24 protein-coding genes are annotated in these 19,266 nt (G+C 51.7%); all 24 read left to right on the plus strand.

Annotated features, from left to right (window positions below; genetic code table 11):
• Position 1 precedes the first annotated feature (1 nt).
• The gene (locus tag ACO0LG_RS01575; protein ID WP_423022659.1) at positions 2–205 is read left to right on the plus strand and encodes a tail protein X; all 204 of its coding nucleotides are present in this window, start codon (positions 2–4) and stop codon (positions 203–205) included.
• A 2-nt stretch (positions 206–207) separates the two neighbouring features.
• Complete coding sequence (locus ACO0LG_RS01580) at positions 208–417, plus strand: hypothetical protein (protein WP_423022661.1); 210 nt, start codon at positions 208–210, stop codon at positions 415–417.
• Positions 414–911, plus strand: a complete 498-nt coding sequence (locus ACO0LG_RS01585; RefSeq protein ID WP_423022663.1) for a lysozyme — start codon at positions 414–416, stop codon at positions 909–911. The genes ACO0LG_RS01580 and ACO0LG_RS01585 overlap by 4 nt, the downstream gene beginning before the upstream one ends.
• A gap of 16 nt (positions 912–927) precedes the next feature.
• The gene (locus tag ACO0LG_RS01590; RefSeq protein WP_423022665.1) at positions 928–1,431 is read left to right on the plus strand and encodes a lysis system i-spanin subunit Rz; all 504 of its coding nucleotides are present in this window, start codon (positions 928–930) and stop codon (positions 1,429–1,431) included.
• Entirely contained in the window at positions 1,415–1,906 is a 492-nt protein-coding gene (locus ACO0LG_RS01595) for a phage tail protein (protein ID WP_423022667.1), read from the plus strand. The genes ACO0LG_RS01590 and ACO0LG_RS01595 overlap by 17 nt, the downstream gene beginning before the upstream one ends.
• The gene (locus ACO0LG_RS01600) at positions 1,873–2,367 is read left to right on the plus strand and encodes a phage virion morphogenesis protein (protein WP_423022669.1); all 495 of its coding nucleotides are present in this window, start codon (positions 1,873–1,875) and stop codon (positions 2,365–2,367) included. The genes ACO0LG_RS01595 and ACO0LG_RS01600 overlap by 34 nt, the downstream gene beginning before the upstream one ends.
• A gap of 159 nt (positions 2,368–2,526) precedes the next feature.
• On the plus strand, positions 2,527–3,600 hold the full coding sequence (locus tag ACO0LG_RS01605) for an RHS repeat domain-containing protein (protein WP_423022671.1): 1,074 nt from the start codon (positions 2,527–2,529) through the stop codon (positions 3,598–3,600).
• Between the two features lie 8 nt (positions 3,601–3,608).
• Entirely contained in the window at positions 3,609–4,271 is a 663-nt protein-coding gene (locus ACO0LG_RS01610) for a hypothetical protein (protein ID WP_423022673.1), read from the plus strand.
• Positions 4,272–4,391: 120 nt separating this feature from the next.
• On the plus strand, positions 4,392–5,366 hold the full coding sequence (locus ACO0LG_RS01615) for a hypothetical protein (protein WP_423022675.1): 975 nt from the start codon (positions 4,392–4,394) through the stop codon (positions 5,364–5,366).
• Between the two features lie 77 nt (positions 5,367–5,443).
• Positions 5,444–5,914, plus strand: coding sequence for a phage baseplate assembly protein V (locus ACO0LG_RS01620; RefSeq protein ID WP_423022677.1), 471 nt, complete (start codon positions 5,444–5,446; stop codon positions 5,912–5,914).
• Positions 5,911–6,180: a PAAR domain-containing protein gene (locus ACO0LG_RS01625; RefSeq protein WP_423022679.1), complete on the plus strand. Its 270-nt coding sequence runs from the start codon at positions 5,911–5,913 to the stop codon at positions 6,178–6,180. Before ACO0LG_RS01620 ends, ACO0LG_RS01625 begins: the two co-directional genes overlap by 4 nt.
• Positions 6,181–6,199: 19 nt before the next feature.
• Positions 6,200–6,553 carry a GPW/gp25 family protein gene (locus tag ACO0LG_RS01630; RefSeq protein ID WP_423022681.1) on the plus strand — a complete coding sequence of 118 codons (354 nt, stop codon included), beginning with the start codon at positions 6,200–6,202 and terminating at the stop codon, positions 6,551–6,553.
• Positions 6,550–7,401, plus strand: coding sequence for a baseplate assembly protein (locus ACO0LG_RS01635; protein ID WP_423022683.1), 852 nt, complete (start codon positions 6,550–6,552; stop codon positions 7,399–7,401). The genes ACO0LG_RS01630 and ACO0LG_RS01635 overlap by 4 nt, the downstream gene beginning before the upstream one ends.
• The gene (locus ACO0LG_RS01640) at positions 7,398–8,354 is read left to right on the plus strand and encodes a phage tail protein (RefSeq protein ID WP_423022685.1); all 957 of its coding nucleotides are present in this window, start codon (positions 7,398–7,400) and stop codon (positions 8,352–8,354) included. The genes ACO0LG_RS01635 and ACO0LG_RS01640 overlap by 4 nt, the downstream gene beginning before the upstream one ends.
• Before the next feature lie 9 nt (positions 8,355–8,363).
• Complete coding sequence (locus tag ACO0LG_RS01645) at positions 8,364–8,861, plus strand: hypothetical protein (protein WP_423022687.1); 498 nt, start codon at positions 8,364–8,366, stop codon at positions 8,859–8,861.
• 11 nt (positions 8,862–8,872) lie between these two features.
• A complete protein-coding gene (locus ACO0LG_RS01650) occupies positions 8,873–12,064 on the plus strand; it encodes a DUF4815 domain-containing protein (RefSeq protein WP_423022689.1) in 3,192 nt (1,063 codons plus the stop codon).
• Between the two features lie 8 nt (positions 12,065–12,072).
• On the plus strand, positions 12,073–12,294 hold the full coding sequence (locus ACO0LG_RS01655; RefSeq protein ID WP_423022691.1) for a hypothetical protein: 222 nt from the start codon (positions 12,073–12,075) through the stop codon (positions 12,292–12,294).
• 1 nt (position 12,295) lies between these two features.
• Positions 12,296–13,423, plus strand: a complete 1,128-nt coding sequence (locus ACO0LG_RS01660) for a hypothetical protein (RefSeq protein WP_423022693.1) — start codon at positions 12,296–12,298, stop codon at positions 13,421–13,423.
• Between the two features lie 8 nt (positions 13,424–13,431).
• Positions 13,432–14,097 carry a hypothetical protein gene (locus tag ACO0LG_RS01665; RefSeq protein ID WP_423022695.1) on the plus strand — a complete coding sequence of 222 codons (666 nt, stop codon included), beginning with the start codon at positions 13,432–13,434 and terminating at the stop codon, positions 14,095–14,097.
• A gap of 45 nt (positions 14,098–14,142) precedes the next feature.
• Positions 14,143–15,318, plus strand: coding sequence for a phage tail sheath protein (locus tag ACO0LG_RS01670; RefSeq protein WP_423022696.1), 1,176 nt, complete (start codon positions 14,143–14,145; stop codon positions 15,316–15,318).
• Between the two features lie 57 nt (positions 15,319–15,375).
• A complete protein-coding gene (locus tag ACO0LG_RS01675; RefSeq protein ID WP_423022698.1) occupies positions 15,376–15,885 on the plus strand; it encodes a phage major tail tube protein in 510 nt (169 codons plus the stop codon).
• Positions 15,886–15,945: 60 nt separating this feature from the next.
• A complete protein-coding gene (locus ACO0LG_RS01680; RefSeq protein WP_423022700.1) occupies positions 15,946–16,278 on the plus strand; it encodes a phage tail assembly protein in 333 nt (110 codons plus the stop codon).
• Between the two features lie 8 nt (positions 16,279–16,286).
• Positions 16,287–16,400, plus strand: coding sequence for a GpE family phage tail protein (locus tag ACO0LG_RS01685; RefSeq protein ID WP_423022702.1), 114 nt, complete (start codon positions 16,287–16,289; stop codon positions 16,398–16,400).
• Between the two features lie 5 nt (positions 16,401–16,405).
• The gene (locus ACO0LG_RS01690) at positions 16,406–19,264 is read left to right on the plus strand and encodes a phage tail tape measure protein (protein WP_423022704.1); all 2,859 of its coding nucleotides are present in this window, start codon (positions 16,406–16,408) and stop codon (positions 19,262–19,264) included.
• The last annotated feature ends 2 nt before the right edge of the window (positions 19,265–19,266 follow it).

Here is a 19,266-nt window from a genome sequence, read left to right on the forward strand (position 1 = left end):
AATGATTGTCCGCGCCCAACAAAATGACACCTTAGACCTGCTTGTATGGCGGTATCTGGGCAGCACCAGCAGCATTGCCGCCGTGCTTGCCATCAATCCCGATATCGCCAGCCTGGGTGCGTTTCTACCCATGGGCAAAGCCATCAACCTGCCAGACCGCACACCGGCAGCGCCCGTGCTGCAAATGATTAATTTGTGGGATTAACAATGAATACCAACGTCATGGAACCTTTGAAAGCATCGCCCCCTGTAGCCATCAGCGCCATCACGTTGCTGGGCATCCCGCTGAATGAATGGGTATTCATCCTCACGATCATTTACACGGTCCTGCAAATCACCTTCTTTGTGCGTGACAAGGTAGTAAAGCCTTGGCTGCACCGTCGCGCAAATGCGCAGAAAGGAAAATCACAACAATGACTACAAGCATAAAGCAAAGATTGATTGCTGCCGGTATAGCAGCAGCATTGCCTCTCATCGTGTTATTTGAAGGCACCAGGCAAAACGCCTACCTTGACCCCGTAAAAATCGCCACGATATGCCGAGGCCACACCAGCGGCGTCAAAATGGGCCAGACAGCAACCATGGACGAATGCGATGCAATGACAATAGATGACTTGCTCATTGCTAAAGCTTCTATGGAAAGCTGCCTGAAAGTCCCGCTAAACGACAACCAGCGCGCCGCATTCACAAGCTTTGTCTACAACACAGGACCAGGCAAAAAAGGTGGCAAAGATGGTTTTTGTGTGCTGAAAGACGGCAGGCCGTCCACCATGATTACCAAACTCAACAATAAAGATTACACCGGCGCATGCAACCAGCTTCCATTCTGGAACACAGCTGGCGGCGTGGTCTACCCAGGCCTGACAAAACGCCGCGCCGCAGAGCGTGAACTCTGCTTGAAACCCATATAAACAGCAAAGGTGCATCATGCCCAAATTCTTGACCATGCTTGACCCACGCCCATGGATAGCCCTTGCAGTCGTTGCCGCTGTTCTCTTTTGTATCGTCAAATACAAAGACGCTATCAACGAAACAACCAAGCTCAAGGCACAAATATCCCAGGACCAGGCAGAAGCAACAGCCAACACACTGGAAAACGAAAGGCTGATGTCCCGCAGCCTGGCCGCCATAGCCTCCAACCACCAAAAGGAAATGCAAGATGAAAAGGATAAACAAGACAAATTTATTAGTGGCGTGCGCAATGGCACTGTGCGCCTGTCAATCCCCGTTAAAGCTTGCCCAACCAGTGCCGGTGCAAATTCCGCCCCTGGACCCGGCGATATCCCAGAAACGCGAGCCGAACTTACTCCAACGGCTGGAAATGCTCTTGCAGCCATCGCCACAGACGGCGACAACGCAATCAGGCAATTAAACGCCTGCATAGACAGTTACCAGGCCATCAGGACCGTCATCAATGTACAAGCCAAATAGTCTACGCAACCACCTCACAGCAGCAAATCCAGACCTCAAGCGCAACCCAGACAAGCTGCTTGTCTTTGCTGATGAAGGCCGCTTAATTGGCACCGGCACTGCTTCACGGTCATTTGAATACGCTTACAAGCTCAATGTCATCATTACCGACTTTGGCGGCGATGAAGACGGCTTAATGGTGCCATTGCTCGACTGGGTAGCGGTCCACCAGGCAGACTTGCTGGGCAACCCAGACAAGCGAGAAAAGGGCATTCGCTTTGTGGTGGACTTCAACAATCACGACTCTGTAGACATTTCGCTTGAACTGGAATTGTCTGAACGCGTCATCGTTAAGCAAAATCAAAACCGGCTTGATATCACCCACGCAGGCGAGATAGCCCCAGCGCCTGACTATGCCGCACCATATTGGCAACTGTTCAATGGTGACAATCTGCTGGCTGAATGGCAGGTACTCAAAACCGAAACAGCCCAATGAGCGACGACCTCAAAACCCTGGAACAATGGGCAAGCGTCCTGCTTGCCCAACTCGACCCCGCACAAAGACGTAAAGTGAATTTGCAGGTTGCCCAGGATTTGCGCCGCAGTCAGCAACAGCGCATCAAAACACAGATGACGCCGGAAGGCATCGCGTACACAGCAAGAAAACCGCGCAAGGATTTACGCGGTAAGAAGGGGCGAATCAAACGGCAGAAGGCCGCTATGTTCAACAAGCTGCGTACTAATACACATTTGAAAGTGAAAGAAGACGGTAATGAAATTGCTGTTGGATTTTTCGGGCGGGTGGCGAGAATTGCGCGAGTGCATCAGTTTGGGCTAGGTGATCGTGTTGCTAAGGATGGACCAGAAGTCAGATATGCAGAACGTCGTTTGCTTGGTTTTAGCACAGCAGATAGAGAAACGATACAAGACGCTCTGCTAAAACATATCAAATCATAAAGAGAATTGACGAATTCAAATTGGCGGCTGAGACAGACATCTGCGTTACGAGTTAATTTTTCATCATTTTTCAGGGTAGAATATGATCTTTTAAACATCTTTGTTTGAATGCGACTTTGCGCCCATTGAAGCACTCATCTATCTTACCCCTCCCGAAACATGAAAAAAAATCGGCTATTGGCCTTATTTGGTATTTTCTTTATTTGCAGCCTATTCTTTCAGAATAGTGCTTTAGCACAATCAACACCCAAAGTACCAACACCCCCATTCAATTATCTAACAGACCCAACCCTTGGTGATAAAGTCGTTTCGGTTACTGATAGTAAAGGCTTGCTTATTGAGTCATATGTATGGGCACCACTGCCCGACTGCGTATCCCTAATTTCTGTCAATGTGCTGCAATCCAATGGCACCTATAAAACACTGTACGCACACAATAATAATCCTTGTGGATCGCTCACGACATTGACCGATGATAAAGGCAACATAGCTGGCACACAGAATTTTGACGGATTTGGAAATCTGATCGACTCACAAGGCGCAACGGCTTCTGATAAATTCCCTATTTTGCTGGGTTACCGTCAAGAGCAGCACGATCCGGTTGCAGATTTAGTTTATATGCATGAACGGTGGTATGACCCTAAAACCGGCAGATTTATTAGTCCTGACCCCGATCCTGGCAAGAAAGAAAAGCCAGCCTCCCTGCACAAATATTCATATGCTCAAAATGACCCCATTAATAAATTCGACCCTACTGGTCGAATAACATTGATGGATCAAATTGTTGGAATGAATCAAAACGAAATGCAAACGGCAGGGATGTCGATGAAGCAAATCAGCAACTTAAATAAAATTATTCAGAATTTGTGCAAAACTACATCTGAGCTTGGAGGAACAGTTGGAAGAATAGCTGACCATCACACATTGCCGAAATTTGCGGGCGGCAAGGTCGCTGCCAAGCAATACGCGGAACTTCCGGAGCCTTTGCACGCAGCTATACATAGGCTCTTAGAAATCGCTTTTGTAGTCAATGGCTTTGCGCCGCCAAACCAAGGCAGAGAAGCTTTTAAATTGATTTTTCAAAACAAAGCCGCGAAGGTTAAATATCTAGAAGTCATCAGGGATGTCGCAGGCTATGTTGATAATGTCTGCAAATTAGAGCAAGCAAACGTCAAGGAAATAAAGCCAATATTTGACAAAATCGTGAATATCTACAAAGACTTTGATTTTTAGGAAATTCGATGCTCAAGACCCCTTTTTTAGAATTTGTTCGTGATAACGCGCCAGAGAACAAAAACTTTGTTGTAGGCCTGCCTGAACTGCACTCAGAAATTTCAAGTGATGCTGCGTCTGTGATTACTGACGATGAAGGAAGAACGATCATTCGTGACTTACTTCTTGATAATGTAATACGACCACTTATTAATGCTTCTTCAACAGTGAAATTCTTCCACACGAAATTTTCTGATGACAGTTTTGGGGGGGAAGGTGCAAATCTTAAGTTGATAATCAAACAAAATAAACAGTATTTCGATTTGATTCCAGGGGTTGACCCAATAGATAATTTTCGCAAATTCTGGGGGGGATGGCATGGAGAACCTGGTAACGAAAATTGCCGAGGATATGTTCTGTTTAAAATTGACGACCCTGATTATGATTTGAGGAGAATTTTTTCTTACTGCTATGACCCAGCAGTAAAAGCATTAAGCAGTCTTCGGTCATCAGTTGGATCCTCCAAACTAAATGGAATTTTAACGACCGTAGAAGAAAACCCTCAATCAACTTTAATCCTGCTTGGCCACATGGCGACTCTTAGCAGTCTAGTTGTATTCCCAGGCATGAGCATATTTAAGGAAAGATTAGAAGAGGCAATTTCATCAACAAGAACGTTCGTTCGAAAATAGAACTACCGTAACTAGAATCTTAAGATGGATTTATCTGTGCAATTTAACAAGTAAATTCTCAGCGTCGACTCAAATGGACCCTGGTCCTTAAATTTAAATAATCTTGATAACGTTCATACCATGTTAAAAATGTTTGACCCCAAAAAAAGCTTGTTGGAACTCAGGATTGTTCAATTAGCGTTTGTAATCCCGCTTATATTTTCTGTAGCAATTGCCATCGCCATTATCTGCAATACAAATCTATATTTTAAGTTTAGTGCAGACGGCTTTAACGAAATGTTTAATTTATTCAAAATCCCTTTTGGGTTTTTGGGCCTGATTATCCCTTTGGTTGCGTTGTGCGCGTCTAATCATCGTTCTGAACAAACAAAGGCTCAAATTAATCAATCAGCAGAACAAAATCACTTTTCAAACCGTTTTAAGCATCTTGAAGAATTCGAAAAACATTGCACAAAAAATTATTACGAAGAAAAAGAAAAAAATGAAAACAGTATAAAAACATCACCTCCCGCATTAGCTTCGTTTTCACGCAATATGGCACCTCACATTCATCCGAAATTTGTTAGAAAAATCTATGCAAAAATTTATGGCGAAAAACCTGATGTAGATTTTGTTATGAGAGAGAGTTTGCAAAATGAAATTAACGAATATATCCAAAATATTCTTGTGCAGACTGAGTCATTTAAGGGGAAAAACCAATACGAATGGCAAGATTCTATATCCAATTTATATTGGTTAAGAAAGGATTTTTCGGAAAAATATAATGTAACTTTGCCTCCTGAGCTTCAGAAAATTTTTATAACTCACAATGGATTTCATACGCCGTTTCCTGTTGATGAACTTTCCAGTTATTTGGACAATATCTTTGACGTAATCGAACCATTGGTAGTTGCGATGGAATTTGATACGCATTACAAACAAAGTTCATTAATACTACAGGCCCTGGAATTTCAAAAAGGTGTAGTACCTAAATGTAAAATTGAACCAAATGCAATCGTAGAAATAAATCAGTTTGATTTTGTTAATATATTTTGGCATGGAGATGATGAATATTTTGAAAAGATCAGGTCTGAGATAAGACATAATCACGAATAAAAAATAGGAGGTTGATAATCTACATATCAACCCTTAGACGCGTGACCTAAACCTCGCCAGCCGTCACCATAGACGGCATGAATTTCAATCTTGCCGACCTCTCTCGCCGCTTAGAAAACATCGTCCGCTACGGCGTCATTGCTGAAGTAAAGCATGGACGCGTACCGCTGGCGCGTGTCAAATTTGGCGACATTACTACCGCATTAATCCCAATTGCCGCCACACGTGCAGGCGCTACAAAAACATGGTGCCCGCCAACAGTTGGCGAACAATGCATCATCTTTTCGCCGTCTGGTGATCTGGCCGCAGGTGTCGTATTTCCCGGTGTCGCCAGCAATCACAACCAGGCACCAGACGACAATCCAGATAACCACCGCATTCAATACCCAGACGGCGCGACTGTCGATTACAACCACGCCGACCATCACTACATCATTACCTTGCCCGCTAATGGCAAGTTTAGTTTTGCTGTTGGCAATACCACTCTGGAACTGACCACAGAGGGCACCACGCTGCGCACGCCCAAATTTGAGGGCGTCAAGTCATGAGCCACGGCATTGCTGTTAAAACCCTCGACCGTGCAGGCGGGCCGCACCGTGCCGGTGGTCAAGACTTCTTTGCTGTTGATGGCTTGCCTGTCGTTGTCCTGGGTGACCGCATCGTCCCGCATGGCCCTGTGCCACACGCTAACCCTGTCATGGTTGAGGGTTCCACATGGATGACCTTGAACGGCATACCTGCATGCCGTGAAGGCCACCACGCAAGCTGCACGCATCCCAGCACAGGCCGTGACTGGTTTGTCATTCCAGACTGAAGCAAGGAATTTAAAAATCATGGCAGGCATGAATTTAAACACCGGAGAACGTATAGCAGGCCTGGCGCATTTGCGCCAAAGCATTGCCGACATACTGACCACGCCCATAGGTAGCCGCGTCATGCGCCGCGACTATGGCAGCTTGCTGTTTGAACTGATCGACCAACCAGACAACGGCGCGACACAAGTACGCCTGTATGCCGCCACGGCTGAAGCATTGCTCAAATGGGAACCACGCATCAAATTGACGCAGGTAAAAATGTACCGCACCGGCATACCAGGCAAAGTCATCATTGAATTGAAAGGCCAACTGGTGCGCGCATCAAAAGCCTTTAACCTGTCTTTGCCGCTGACCATCCGGGGGCAAGCATGATTGATCTAAAGGTTGACTTAACTAAGTTGCCACCACCGGCTATCATCGAAGAACTGGATTTTGAAGCCCTGGTCACGGCGCATAAGCAAGACTTTCTGCAACGCCAGCCAGGTGCGGCCAATGTGCTGGCCTTGCCATCTGAACCACTGGTCAAACAGATAGAAGCATTTGCCTACCGTGAAATGCTTTTGCGCAATCGCGTCAACCAGGCCGCACGCGCCAACCTGCTGGCATACGCCACCGGCACAGACCTTGACCACAAAGGTGCATTCTATGACCTGGCCCGTATGCCAGGCGAAGCAGACGACCGTTACCGCTTGCGCATTCAATTGCGCATTGCTGCCCTGGCTGGCAATGGCACCCCTGAGCAATACCGCCTGATCGCCATGTCTTCAAGCCCCAATGTAAAAGCCGCCAGTGTCAGCAGCCCCAGCGCAGGGGTGGTAAGTGTTGTACTGTGGTTGATCGATGTCAGCCTAGCGGAAACCACCAGCGCTGCTGTTTTGGCTGCACTCAATGCACCCAACGCCAGGCCGCTGGGGATACCTGTACTTATCGCCGTGGCCCAGCCCTTGGCCTTGAATGTGACAGCAACACTGTGGCGTGATGCCAGCGCCCCGGCTGATATCGTCACAAAAATTACCGCTGCTTTTACGGCATCGCTTTCAACTTATGCCAGCCTGGGCCGCAGTGTGCCGCTATCCTGGGTAACAGCACAATTGCAGCAACCAGGTATAAGCCGGGTGGAATTTCCAGTAAGCGGCCAGCCCGCAGGCAATACGGTGCTGGCTGCTGATCAATACGCCGTGGCCGGGGCCATACAGTTGACTGATGGCGGTGTCGCATGACTGCGCTTACAACTGCTATTGCGCAACTCTTGCCACCCAATGCCAGCGAACTGGAACGCAATCTGGTGCGCGTTGCCCCGCGTGCTGTCCTGGACACCGCAGCAGATGCACCGGCCAACCTGTTCACCAGCTTGCCCGCCAGCTTTCAGCCATGGCTTGCGGCAGAGTGGAATTTATCGCAATTCTCGCTGCACTTCGACAGCACAGCAGAATTGATCAATGCAGGCTTGCCCTGGTTGCGTGAACGCGGCAGCGCGGCCAGCGTCTTGCGTATCCTTGCTTGGATTGGCTACGACAATGTAACGATAGAAGAAGACGAGTTCTATATCCACATAGACCCAGGCACTACGCTGGCAGCGCTGGACCTGGCACGTATAGGCCAGGTGGTGAATGCATCCATACCAGCGCATAGCCGTTTTTATCGCCTGTATCACGGTCTTGACCTGCGCGCTGGCCGCTTTGATGGCACCAGCTTTGATCAGTGCTTGTTTGATGATGATTCTGGTATCTGGTCCGGTGACCCCGCTACAGACGGCGTAAAACTGTCTTTCGGTGAAACGCACACGGCCACCGTCAACGCGCCGCCAGCATTGGCACCCATTGCAGCACACCGCCCGCGCCAGTTAAACACCATCGTTGATGATTCAATGATGCAGTTTGATAGCTGGGTACTCGATAGCGAAATCCGCTTAAACAGCGTGGTAAGCATCAGTGACCTGTCCACTGGCCTTGTCAATCAACCGGCATTGCAGCCCCTGAGAAACGCGCATCACGCGACCTATTGCGCCGTATTGAACGCCCAGCAAATGCCAGCACCGATTAAAGCGATTGCGCCAGGTACAGCACTTAGCGTCTGCAATCCTGCATTGCCAGTGTATGGCTGGGCAGACCAATGGGCAAGCGGCTGGGCAGTGACCTACCCATTAATTGCTATTCCAACGAATCCACAATAAGGAACTGACATGGCAACCCTGCAAGACCAAGGCCGCATAGAACTGGCCGAACTTTTTAAAAATCGCCCATTGCATCTGGCCTGGGGCCGTGGCCTGGCTGCATGGGACGCCGCACCAGATTCTGAAGCTGTCACAGCCACAGCCCTGGTAGATGAGATAGGCCGCCGCCTGGCATCACAAAAGCAATTCGTGGTCCCAGAAACAGACCCCAACGCGGCCAACACCATCAAAGCGCCAGGCGGTGACCTGTACCGCATCGTCAATACACCATCCCGCTGGGTACTTGTTGAATTTGTTTTTGATTACTCAGACGGCACCGGCGAAAGCATCCGCGAACTGGCCTTGTTTGCAGGCACAGAAGTGGCCGCAGGCCTGCCAGTTGGACAACGCTATTTCACACCGGCGCAAATCACAGCACCGGGCCGCATCTACATGCTTGACCACATCCCGCGCCTCATTCGTTCCGGCGCTACTGAGCAAGTCTACCGTTATGTATTGCCATTCTGAACAGGGAACCCATGGACCAAAACATTAATTTAGCTGGCTACCTGAACCGGCACGACCCGGCCAAGCAGTTTGATACGGTGCTGTATCGCGCAGACAAAGTAATTCAATCTGATGAAATGAACGAAGTGCAAAGCCTGCTGCAGGCCCGCATAAAAGGGATTGCAGATGTACTGATGGCTGACGCTGCTGTTATCCGTGACGCCCGTATAGTCGTCAATCCGCTGACTGGAGCCACTACTTGCGAATCTGGCGCTTTGTACGTTGATGGCTCTGTACGTGGGGTAGCCCCGGCCACTTTCACTATTGCGATTGTCGGCCTGGTCACTGTTGGCGTTTACCTGCAACCGCACATCATTACCGAACTTGAAGACCCAAGTTTGAGAAACCGCGCCAAGAATGTACGCGGCGAAGACAAGCCAGGCGCAGGCCGCCTGCAAAAGCTGCTTGTATGGGGCTTTGCCGGTGATGGCAAGACAGGTGATTTTTTCCCAGTCTATACGGTCGAAGACGGCACAGTACGCAGCAAAGAACCACCACCGCAACTGGATGGCGTGACCCAGGCACTGGCCCGCTATGACCGCGATTCATCCGGCGGCAGCTATGTGGTGAACGGCTTGAACGTCAGCGCTGCAAATGACATACCGAGCGGCGAACAGGTCTATACAGTCAGCGAGGGCCGCGCCCGCGTGTCTGGCTTTGCGGTTGAATTACCCACCAGCCGCCGCCTGGTGCGCGCTGTTGCACCTGATTTGCGATTTATTGAAAATGAGCCGCACCAATCCACCGGGCCAGCCGCCCAGCGCGTGAACTTTGATCGCGCCCCGGCTGCGAATGTCACGCATGTGACCATCACAGCGCAAAAGACCATAGATGTGGCACACGGCGGCTTTACCGGCGCGCTGGACCCGCTGGAAGATGGCTCTGTCCTGGTCGTATTGTCAGTCAAACAAGGCGCAACCACTTACGCCAAGGATGTGGACTGGAAATTCACCGCCCAGCAGATAGACTGGTCTTTACCAGGTGCAGAACCAGCACCCGGCACCACCTACAAAGTAACGTACCAATACCTTGCCACAGTGCCAGCAAGCGTGATTGATGCCGACGGCTGCACAATCACTGGCGCGGTAGCTGGCACTGCTATCCTGATCAGCTATAACCGCATGCTGCCCCGTATAGATCGTCTTTGCATGGATAGCGCCGGTGCGCTGGTCTGGCTGTCTGGTGTCGCTGCTGACCGCAACCCACGCCCGCCCACCGTACCGGCCAACCTCTTGCCGCTGGCGTCAGTATTCCAAAATTGGCGCACCGGACCGCGCACTGTCATGACCGACAGCGTACGCGTAGTTCCCATGGATACCCTTGCTGCCTACGCAAAACGCCTTGATACGCTTAGCGAATTGATCGCACAGCAAACGCTTGTAAGCAATACCCAATTACGCGACGCCACTGCAAAACGCGGCATGCTGGTAGACCCTTTCATGTCTGACAGCGTGCGCGACCAGGGCTTAGCCCAAACCGCCGCCATCTTTGGCGGTGAACTGACCTTACCGGTGGCCGTGCAGCCTAACTTGCTATCCATCAGCCTGGCTGCGCCCCAGACACTGCCATTCAACCCGGTAACGCTGCTGGAACAGCCATGGCGCACCGGCAGCATGAAAATCAATCCATATGATGCGTTTGACCCGTTGCCATCAGACGTAACTCTAACGCCAGCAATTGACCGCTGGACAGACATAGACACGCAATGGAACAGCCCGGCCACAGAAACCATCACAGAAAACATCACTCGCCGCGTGGGCCTGTGGATTGTCGAAAACGGCGAAGCCTACGACACGACAAACGAAATTACCCGCGACATCAGCCACACCAGCAAGGCAGCGGAATTCATCCGTCAAATCAGTGTCGGCTTTACCGTGAAGGGTTTTGAAGCAGGTGAAACCATCCAGACTTTGCGATTTGATGGCATTGCCGTTGTACCCGGCAACGTAGCAACGCCAACGCCTGGCACGATTACCGGCACATTTCAGATCCCGGCCAAGGTGCCAGCAGGTAGCAAGCGCGTTGAATTCGTGGGTAGTCATGGCAGCTTTGGCGTTTCTATCTACAGCGGCACCGGCGTAGAAATTCAGGACGTGAAACAACTGGTGACCGTCCATGCATCCGGCTGGGTGACATTTTTGAAAGCAGACCCGCTGGCCCAGACATTCACCCTGGCAGCAGATCGCCAAATTGCCGGGCTTGACCTGTGGTTCACCGCCAGGGGCAATTCTCTACTGGCCGTGCAGATACGTGAAACCAGCGTAGGCATACCGAATCAAAAAGTAGTAGCCCAGGCACGTATTGCAGCATCCACCATCAACGTGGACGGCCAGGCCACAAGGATTAATTTTGATTACCCGGTAAGCTTGACCGGTGGTGTGGACTATGCCCTGGTTATTTTGTGTGACGATGCCACCACGGCCACCAGCATTGCCGAGCTGGGCAAGTATGACGACCACAAAGGCCAATGGGTAGCAAGCCAGCCGTACACCGTGGGCGTGCTGCTGTCATCGAGCAACGCCACTACCTGGACACCGCACCAAGACCGTGACCTGGCGTTTCGCCTGCTGGCTGCTGAATTTACGAACACTACGCGCACCATCGCCCTTGGCAATGCAAACCTTGCCAACGTCACGGACTTGATGCTGTTAAGCCTGGTAGAAACGCCAAGCGCACAGACCCGCGTTGAATATCAAATCACTTTGCCAGGTGGCAGCGTATTGAACGTGGACGACGGCCAGCCGTTACGCCTGGCTGCGCCTACTACCGGGCAATTCAGTGTTACGGCCAAATTAACCGGCGCTGCCAACTTGTCGCCGGTACTTCACCCAGGCGTCACGCTACTGGCCGGTACGGTGTCCAACCAGGGCAACTACATCAGCCCCTTGGTACCCGCTGGGCAAAACGTCCGGGTACGCATTGTGGTGGATTGCTATTTGCCAGCCGGTGCAGCATTGACAGTCGGTGTGGCACCAGAGGCGGCAGGCGCACCGGTCTACACAGCAGTGCCTTTTCTATCCAGCCGGGACATCGCTGCTGACTGGCACGAATTGACCTATGAATTGAACGGTGTCAATGCAGACCGGCTGCGCGCCAAGTTGGAATTAAGCGGCAACACAGCAGCACGGCCACGTCACCGCAACTTGCGTGTCATCGTCATTTGAGGATATCCATGATTGATCAAAAGACCGCTAACCGGCAATACCCTTTGCCCCACATCCAAAACCCCGGTGCGCAGGAGGTGGACCGCATGCGCACAGCCTTCACGGCGATAGATGCCGACGTGACCGCGCTGAATGCGGGGCTGGGTAACAAGGCCAGTAAAACCACCACCGACAACCTGCAAGCGCAGCTTGACGACCTGTCTACCCTTATTTTTGCAGGATTGATCTGATATGAGTTCAACTAATTTAGCCGACTTCCGTGACCAGTACATTGCCCGCGCTAGTACCCTGCTTAAAAGCGCGGATTTGGCACAAGCCAACATCAACACACTTGTGATTAATGGCGCGCTGTTTGGTGCCCTGGATAAAGTGATTAATGCGCCCCTGATAGGCCGCGACACACTGGCCTTGTTTGACGCCATGACCAGCGCAGATATCGATGTCTGGCTGACAGACGCAAGCCACCGCAGTGTATGGCAGCGCCTTTGCAGTGACGAAGCCAAGACCATACAAGTGGCGCTGCAAGACGACGTATTGCGCCCCAAGCTGCTGGGCAGTGCCTTGGCCTGGGAAGACATCATGGCATCCAGCGTTATGCAGACATGGATACAAACTAAAGCGGCCTATCTGGTTCCATACATCGCCGCGATACCAGGTTGCCTGACCCTGACAGTCGCCAGCCGCACCACAATGGACAAATTTGCCAGCGTCCAAGCCGCTATGACGTTGATCTATGCGTCTACCAACTGGTTAAACGCGGTTGCAGCCAACACACCGGCACAAGATGCAATAGGGGCAAGTCTGACGGCATTGCGCGAACTGGCTAAATCAAGTGTTGCTATGACGGCGCTGTACACCAAGTTGACCACGATCATGGCATATCTGTTTGCTGATGCCACCGCATCATTAGACGCCTGGAATTTTGTTTCAAGTGAAATCACCGCAGGCCGCACGGCAATGCCTACGGCGTTCTTTGCTGACGCAGGCATACGTAATGCACTGCATGGCAATACCGGCATTTCTACAGCCATGACCACCACGGCAACAGCACTGTATCAATGGCTATTCACCAACAAAATGACGGTGGTGCAACGTAACTACAACGCCACGACAGCACAACAAGGGGCTGGAATAGGTGGCAAGTTCTTAACACTGGCAATTGCAGGCACCTATAACAGCACGGCAGGCAATTTCTACCTTATCAGCACCACAACCCAATACACGGCTACCCCGAACGGCTCCACTTCGCTCACATTGACGACTGCCAATAAGCAAGTAGGCAGTCAAAACGGCGCGATGTACTTCACTGATGTAAGCACAGGCACTTTCTATATGTCTATCGGCTATCTCGCAATTTAAGGCACACCATGACACAACTGATTATTGACACTGCAAATCAAATCACTGGCTATTCACAAGACGATAGCCTGCAAGCCTGGGAAGGCGTGCGCCTGATCCCGGCACCAGAAGGCTTTAACCCGGCCTTGTTGGCTTTCTATACGGTCAAAGTGTCCAAAGGCAAGACCACAATCACCCTGGACAACAGCGCCGCCCTTGTGGACGCCAAAACCGCACGCTGCAAGCTGATTAAGGAAGAAGCAGCCAGGCTGATTGCTTCAACAGACTGGAAGCTGCAACGCGCCAAAGAACGCGATACAGCAGGCTGGGGCAGCCTGGCCGACATTGACCAGGTACTTGCCGAGCGTGAAGCGATACGCCGCAGCAATGACGCAGCAGAACAAGCCGTAAACGCCCTGACAGACATTAATGCAGTGCAAACCTTCACCTGGGCTGTAGACGTGCCTGTAGCGACTCCCAATCGTCTGACGCGTGGCGAATTCCTCGACCGCTTCACCAGGGAAGAAACAGCCGCCATCCTGGCCGCAGCAGATGCAAACGCCAGCCTGAAAGCCTGGGTAATGCGCCTGGAAAACTCAGACTGGATAAAAACAGCAGAAGCAACGCCAGGCCTGCAAGCCCTTGAAATTGCCGGGCTGATACAGCCAGGCCGCGCCGCAGCCATCCTGGCTTAATGATCAGCCTACCCATTGTTTCATCACCACAGGAGCATATAAACGATGTCTACAAACACTTACCACCACGGCGTTCGCGTCATTGAAGTCAACGAAGGCACGCGCCCGATACGCTCAGTGTCTACCGCCGTCATAGGCCTGGTTGCCACTGCTGACGATGCAGATGTAACAGTATTTCCCCTGAACACGCCGGTGCTGATTACCAACGTCCTGGCCGCCAAAGGCAAGGCAGGACACACAGGCACGCTGGCAAAGGTGCTGGATGCCATTTCCAAACAAACCAACGCCTTGACAGTTGTTGTACGGGTAGAAGAGGCAGACGACGAAGCAGCGCAAACCGCCAATGTGGTGGGCACAGTCACACCAAGCGGCCAATACACCGGCGCAAAAGCCTTGCTGGCTGCACAAACCAAGTTCGGTATCAAGCCGCGCATCCTTGGAGCGCCTGGCCTCGATACGCAGGCGGTCACCACAGAACTTGCCAGCATTGCCCAAAAGCTGCGCGCCTTTGTGTATGCCAGTGCCTGGGGCGCACAGACCAAAGAAGCCGCCATAACTTATCGTGGTCACTTCGGCCAGCGTGAAGTGATGGTGATCTGGCCGGACTTTGTGAACTTCGACACTGCCACCAATGCCAGCGCGTCAATACCGGCGGTAGCGTATGCCCTGGGCCTGCGCGCCAAGATAGACAATGACATAGGCTGGCATAAATCCCTGTCCAACATCGTCGTCAATGGTCCCACAGGCATTGCACGAGACGTTTTCTGGGACCTGCAATCACCGGCGACAGATGCCGGGGTATTGAATGCCGCCGGTGTAACAACACTGATTAACAAAAACGGGTACCGCTTCTGGGGTTCACGTACCGCTGAAGAAGCTGAATTTTTCTTTTTCGAGAACTACACCCGCACGGCCCAGGTGCTGGCAGACACCATTGCAGAAGTGCATTTCAGCTTTGTAGACAAGCCCTTGCACCCGTCCTTAGTGCGTGATCTGATTGAAGCTATCAACGCCAAATTCCGCGCACTCAAAACAGCCGGGCTGATCATTGACGGCAAAGCCTGGTACGACGAAGCAGCAAACGGCAAGGACAGTCTCAAAATCGGTTCACTGACGATTGACTACGACTACACGCCAGTGCCGCCGCTGGAAGACCTGGTATTGCAACAACGCATTACAGACAAATACCTGGCCGACTTTGCCAAGCGCATCAATACCTAAAGACTGAATCTCGCCCGCCGTAGTGGCTGGCCATCCACCAAACAACCTGGAGCAAACATGGGATTACCAAGCAAACTCAAAAATTTTAATCTGTTCAATGATGGTGCCTCATACATTGGCCTCGTCCCTGAACTGACCTTACCCAAATTGTCCCGCAAGATGGAAGACTATATTGCCGGTGGTATGTCTGGCCCTATCGAAATCGACTACCACAATGAAAAAATTGAACTCGACTGGACGGCGGGCGGCCTGCTGGTGGACGCGCTGGCGCAATACGGAGCAATTACCCACGACGCAATCATGCTGCGCTTTGCCGGTGCCTATCAAAACGATCAGGACGGCGCAGTAGACGCAGTAGAAATTGTTGTTCGTGGCCGCCATAAAGAGATTGAAATGGGTAATGCAAAAATGGCCGACAAGAGCGAACAAAAATACAAGACCACATGCAGCTATTACAAATTGTCCGTCAACGGTGAAGACATCATTGAACTGGATTTCATCAACGGCGTGGAAATTATCGGAGGCATTGACCGCACCGCAGAAATACGCGCCGCCATAGGCATGTAAGCAGCAAATCAACACCGGCAGTACAAACTATCCATTCCACACATTTAGAAAGTAGACAACATGAGCGACACTCAAACAACACAAGCAACAGCAGTTGCAGCCTCTTTTACAAAAGTCATCGTTCTGGATGAGCCGTTGAAACGTGGCGACAATGAAATCACTGAAATCACATTGCGCAAACCAAAGTCTGGCGAACTGCGCGGCGTATCCTTGATTGACCTGGGCAATATGAACGTAGTGGCCTTGCAACAGGTTTTGCCCCGTATCACCGCGCCTATCCTGACAGCACAAGACGTTGCCAACCTCGACCCGGCAGACCTGGTGGAAATTGCCTCGGAGGTGTCGCTTTTTTTAGTCAAGAAAGCGGACCGCATGGCATTCCCCCGCACATAGAAGACGCCATGGCAGACGTGGCGGTAGTGTTTCACTGGCCGCCTGCCGCCATGGATGATTTAGGTGTCTTGGAATTAATGGACTGGCGCGAACGTGCCAGAGTACGCAGCACAACGGAGTAAAGCAGATGTCTGAACGTGACCTGAAACTGCAAGTCGTTTTTAACATGATAGAGCGCATTACAGCGCCCCTCAAACGCATCATTGGCGAATCTACCGCCAGTAGCAAGGCCCTTAAGGCATTGCGTGATCGCTTGAAGGACCTGGACAGCCAGCAAAAAAACCTGTCATCGTTCAGGCATTTGCATACCGACATCAAACACACCGCTGGCAGGCTGGAAGAAGCCCGCCAGAGGGCAAAGAGTCTGGCTGAACAGCTACAGGCCACAGAAAACCCCACGCGCACCATGACGCGGGAATTTGACCGGGCAACCAAAGCGGCCCGGCTCATCAAAGAACAGCACCAGCAGCAAGGCCAGCAACTGCAAGCCCTGCGCGACAAGCTGAACGCCGCTGGTATCAGTACCAACAACCTGAGCAGCCATGAACGCAGCTTGCGCAGCAATATAGCATCCACGAATAGCCAGATAGATGCCCAAAAGCGAAAATTAGCAGAACTGGCCGCCGTCAATGACAAGGTAGCCGCTGCACAAAACCGCATGAAGAAAACACGCGGCACCGCTGGTGACATGGCGGTATCCGGCATGGGCATGACCATGGCCGGTACGGCCATGGGTGTACCCGTTATCAAAAGTCTGGACCAGGCCGCCCAGTTCCAGCAACAGACATCCCGCCTGCGCGCCCTGGGGATAGGTGAGCACATGGTGCAAGAAGGCGTCCAATTCGCCAAAGGCATGGACATCATGGGCAGCAGCAGTCTAGAAAACCTCAAGCTGTTGACTGAGGCGCAATCTATCTTGCGCGACTTCCACCATGCGCAAGAGGTCACACCACTGCTGGCAAAAATGAAATTCGGTATCGAGGGCGTCATGCAACAGCGCGGAGGCGGTGAAGGCCACGGCGAAGCAGCAGAACGCATGTTTATGGATTTAATCAAAGTTGCCGAGCTGCGCGGCGCGTTAAAAGACATGGACACCTTCAAACGAGTGCTGGATTTCTCTACCAAGGCTTATGTAGCATCGGGCGGCCTGGTCAAGCCGGAAGACCTGCTGAACATGATCAAGACTGGTGGAGTGGCTGCAAAACAATTGTCAGATGACAGTTTTTTCTTTGGCATGCTTCACAACATACAAGAGATGGGCGGCGACCGCACCGGCACATCCTTAATGAGCGCTTATCAGAATTGGGCAGTGGGCCGTACCACCCAACAAACTGCCGAAGAACTGCACAAAGATGGCCTGATAGACCCAAACTCCATCAAGTACGGCAAGACTGGCCACATCACCAAAATGCGGCCAGATGCCCTGATCAATGCCGATAAATACAAATCTGACCCCTTCAAATTCTTGATGGAAGATGTGTTACCTAAAATCCAGAAACCGGGCATGACAGACAACCAGGTCATCAGCAAAATCACAACCTTGTTCTCAAGCCGCAGCGCGGCAAACCTAATGTCATCCATGTATCTAGAGCGGACCAACATACAAAAGCACAGGGACGCGGCCAAGGGAGCTTATGGTATTGACCAGTTAAACAAAGAGTCAGGCCAAGGCGTCAACGGCCAATACCTTGCCCTGGTCGCCCGCCGCAACACGCTGGAACAGCAATTAGGTGAACATCTGCTGCCCTTGGTAAATAAAGGGCTGGAAATGCTGACCAGCACCATACAAAGCCTGACCGGCTTTTTTAACCGGCATCAGAGCGTAGCTAAAGCGCTGACCATCACGTTTGCCGGTTTGGCAGCAGTGCTGTTGGTAATGGGGACGGCCACCCTGGGCCTTGCCGCCCTGATAGGCCCGTTTGCCATGCTTCGCTTTGGCATGGTCATGCTGGGTATCAGGGGTGGCTTACTCGCTGGTACATTCGCCAGGCTGGGTGCGGCATTTGCGCGTATTGGTCCCTTCCTCGCCCGCGTGGGTGGCTGGCTGCGTGGCTTGTTGCCAGCCTTGCGCCTGGCTGGTAATGCCGTCATGTGGTTGGGCCGCGCCTTCCTTGTGGCGGGCCGCTTCTTGCTCATGAACCCTATAGGGCTGGCAATCACTGCCATTGCTGTGGCCGCGTATCTGATATACCGCAACTGGTCCAAAGTAAGCGCATTCTTCATAGGACTATGGGGGGAAATCAAGCAAGCCTTTAACGGTGGCATCGCTGGCGTAGGTTCTTTGCTGGTGAATTGGAGTCCTTTAGGTTTGTTTCATCGCGCCATGGCGGGCGTGCTGGGGTATTTCGGCATCGACATCCCGGCCAAATTTACCGAGTTTGGCAGCTTCATGATGCAAGGCCTGGTGAACGGCATCACTAGCGCGGCCAGCACCGTGCGCGACACCATCAGCAGCATGGCAGATAACGTGGTGACCTGGTTTAAAGAAAAATTAGGCATCCATAGCCCCAGCGTTGTGTTTGCGGAGTTAGGGCAATTCAGTATGGAAGGTTTGGCCGTCGGCATCGAGCGCGGCCAGTTGATGCCCTTAAACAAGTTGAACGCCGTCACCAAGCAAATGACAGCCCTTGGCACCGGCCTGGCCTTTAGCGCAGCTATGACGCCTGCTTTTGCAATGGACATTCCACAGCCACTGTTTAACCCGCAGCAAGTCGCCATGATGCAGTTTGCAGCACCACGCCAGGCAATAGAGGCAACGCGCCAGCCTGCACCTATCCAGTTTGACCGCCGCCCGCCAGTGGCTCAGGCTGGCAATGCTCCGGCAAATCAATACCACAGTGCAGACAGCATACAAATCATTATTAACCCACCGACAGGCATGGACCCGCAAGCCATCGCCAAAGCCGTGGCCGCTGAACTGGATAAGCGCGAACGCCAGAAGGCCCAGCAAAAACGATCTGCCATGCATGACTATGACGAATATTGATC

Origin of the sequence: Undibacterium sp. Ji42W (assembly GCF_049340405.1) — a bacterium.
Classification (GTDB): domain Bacteria; phylum Pseudomonadota; class Gammaproteobacteria; order Burkholderiales; family Burkholderiaceae_D; genus Undibacterium.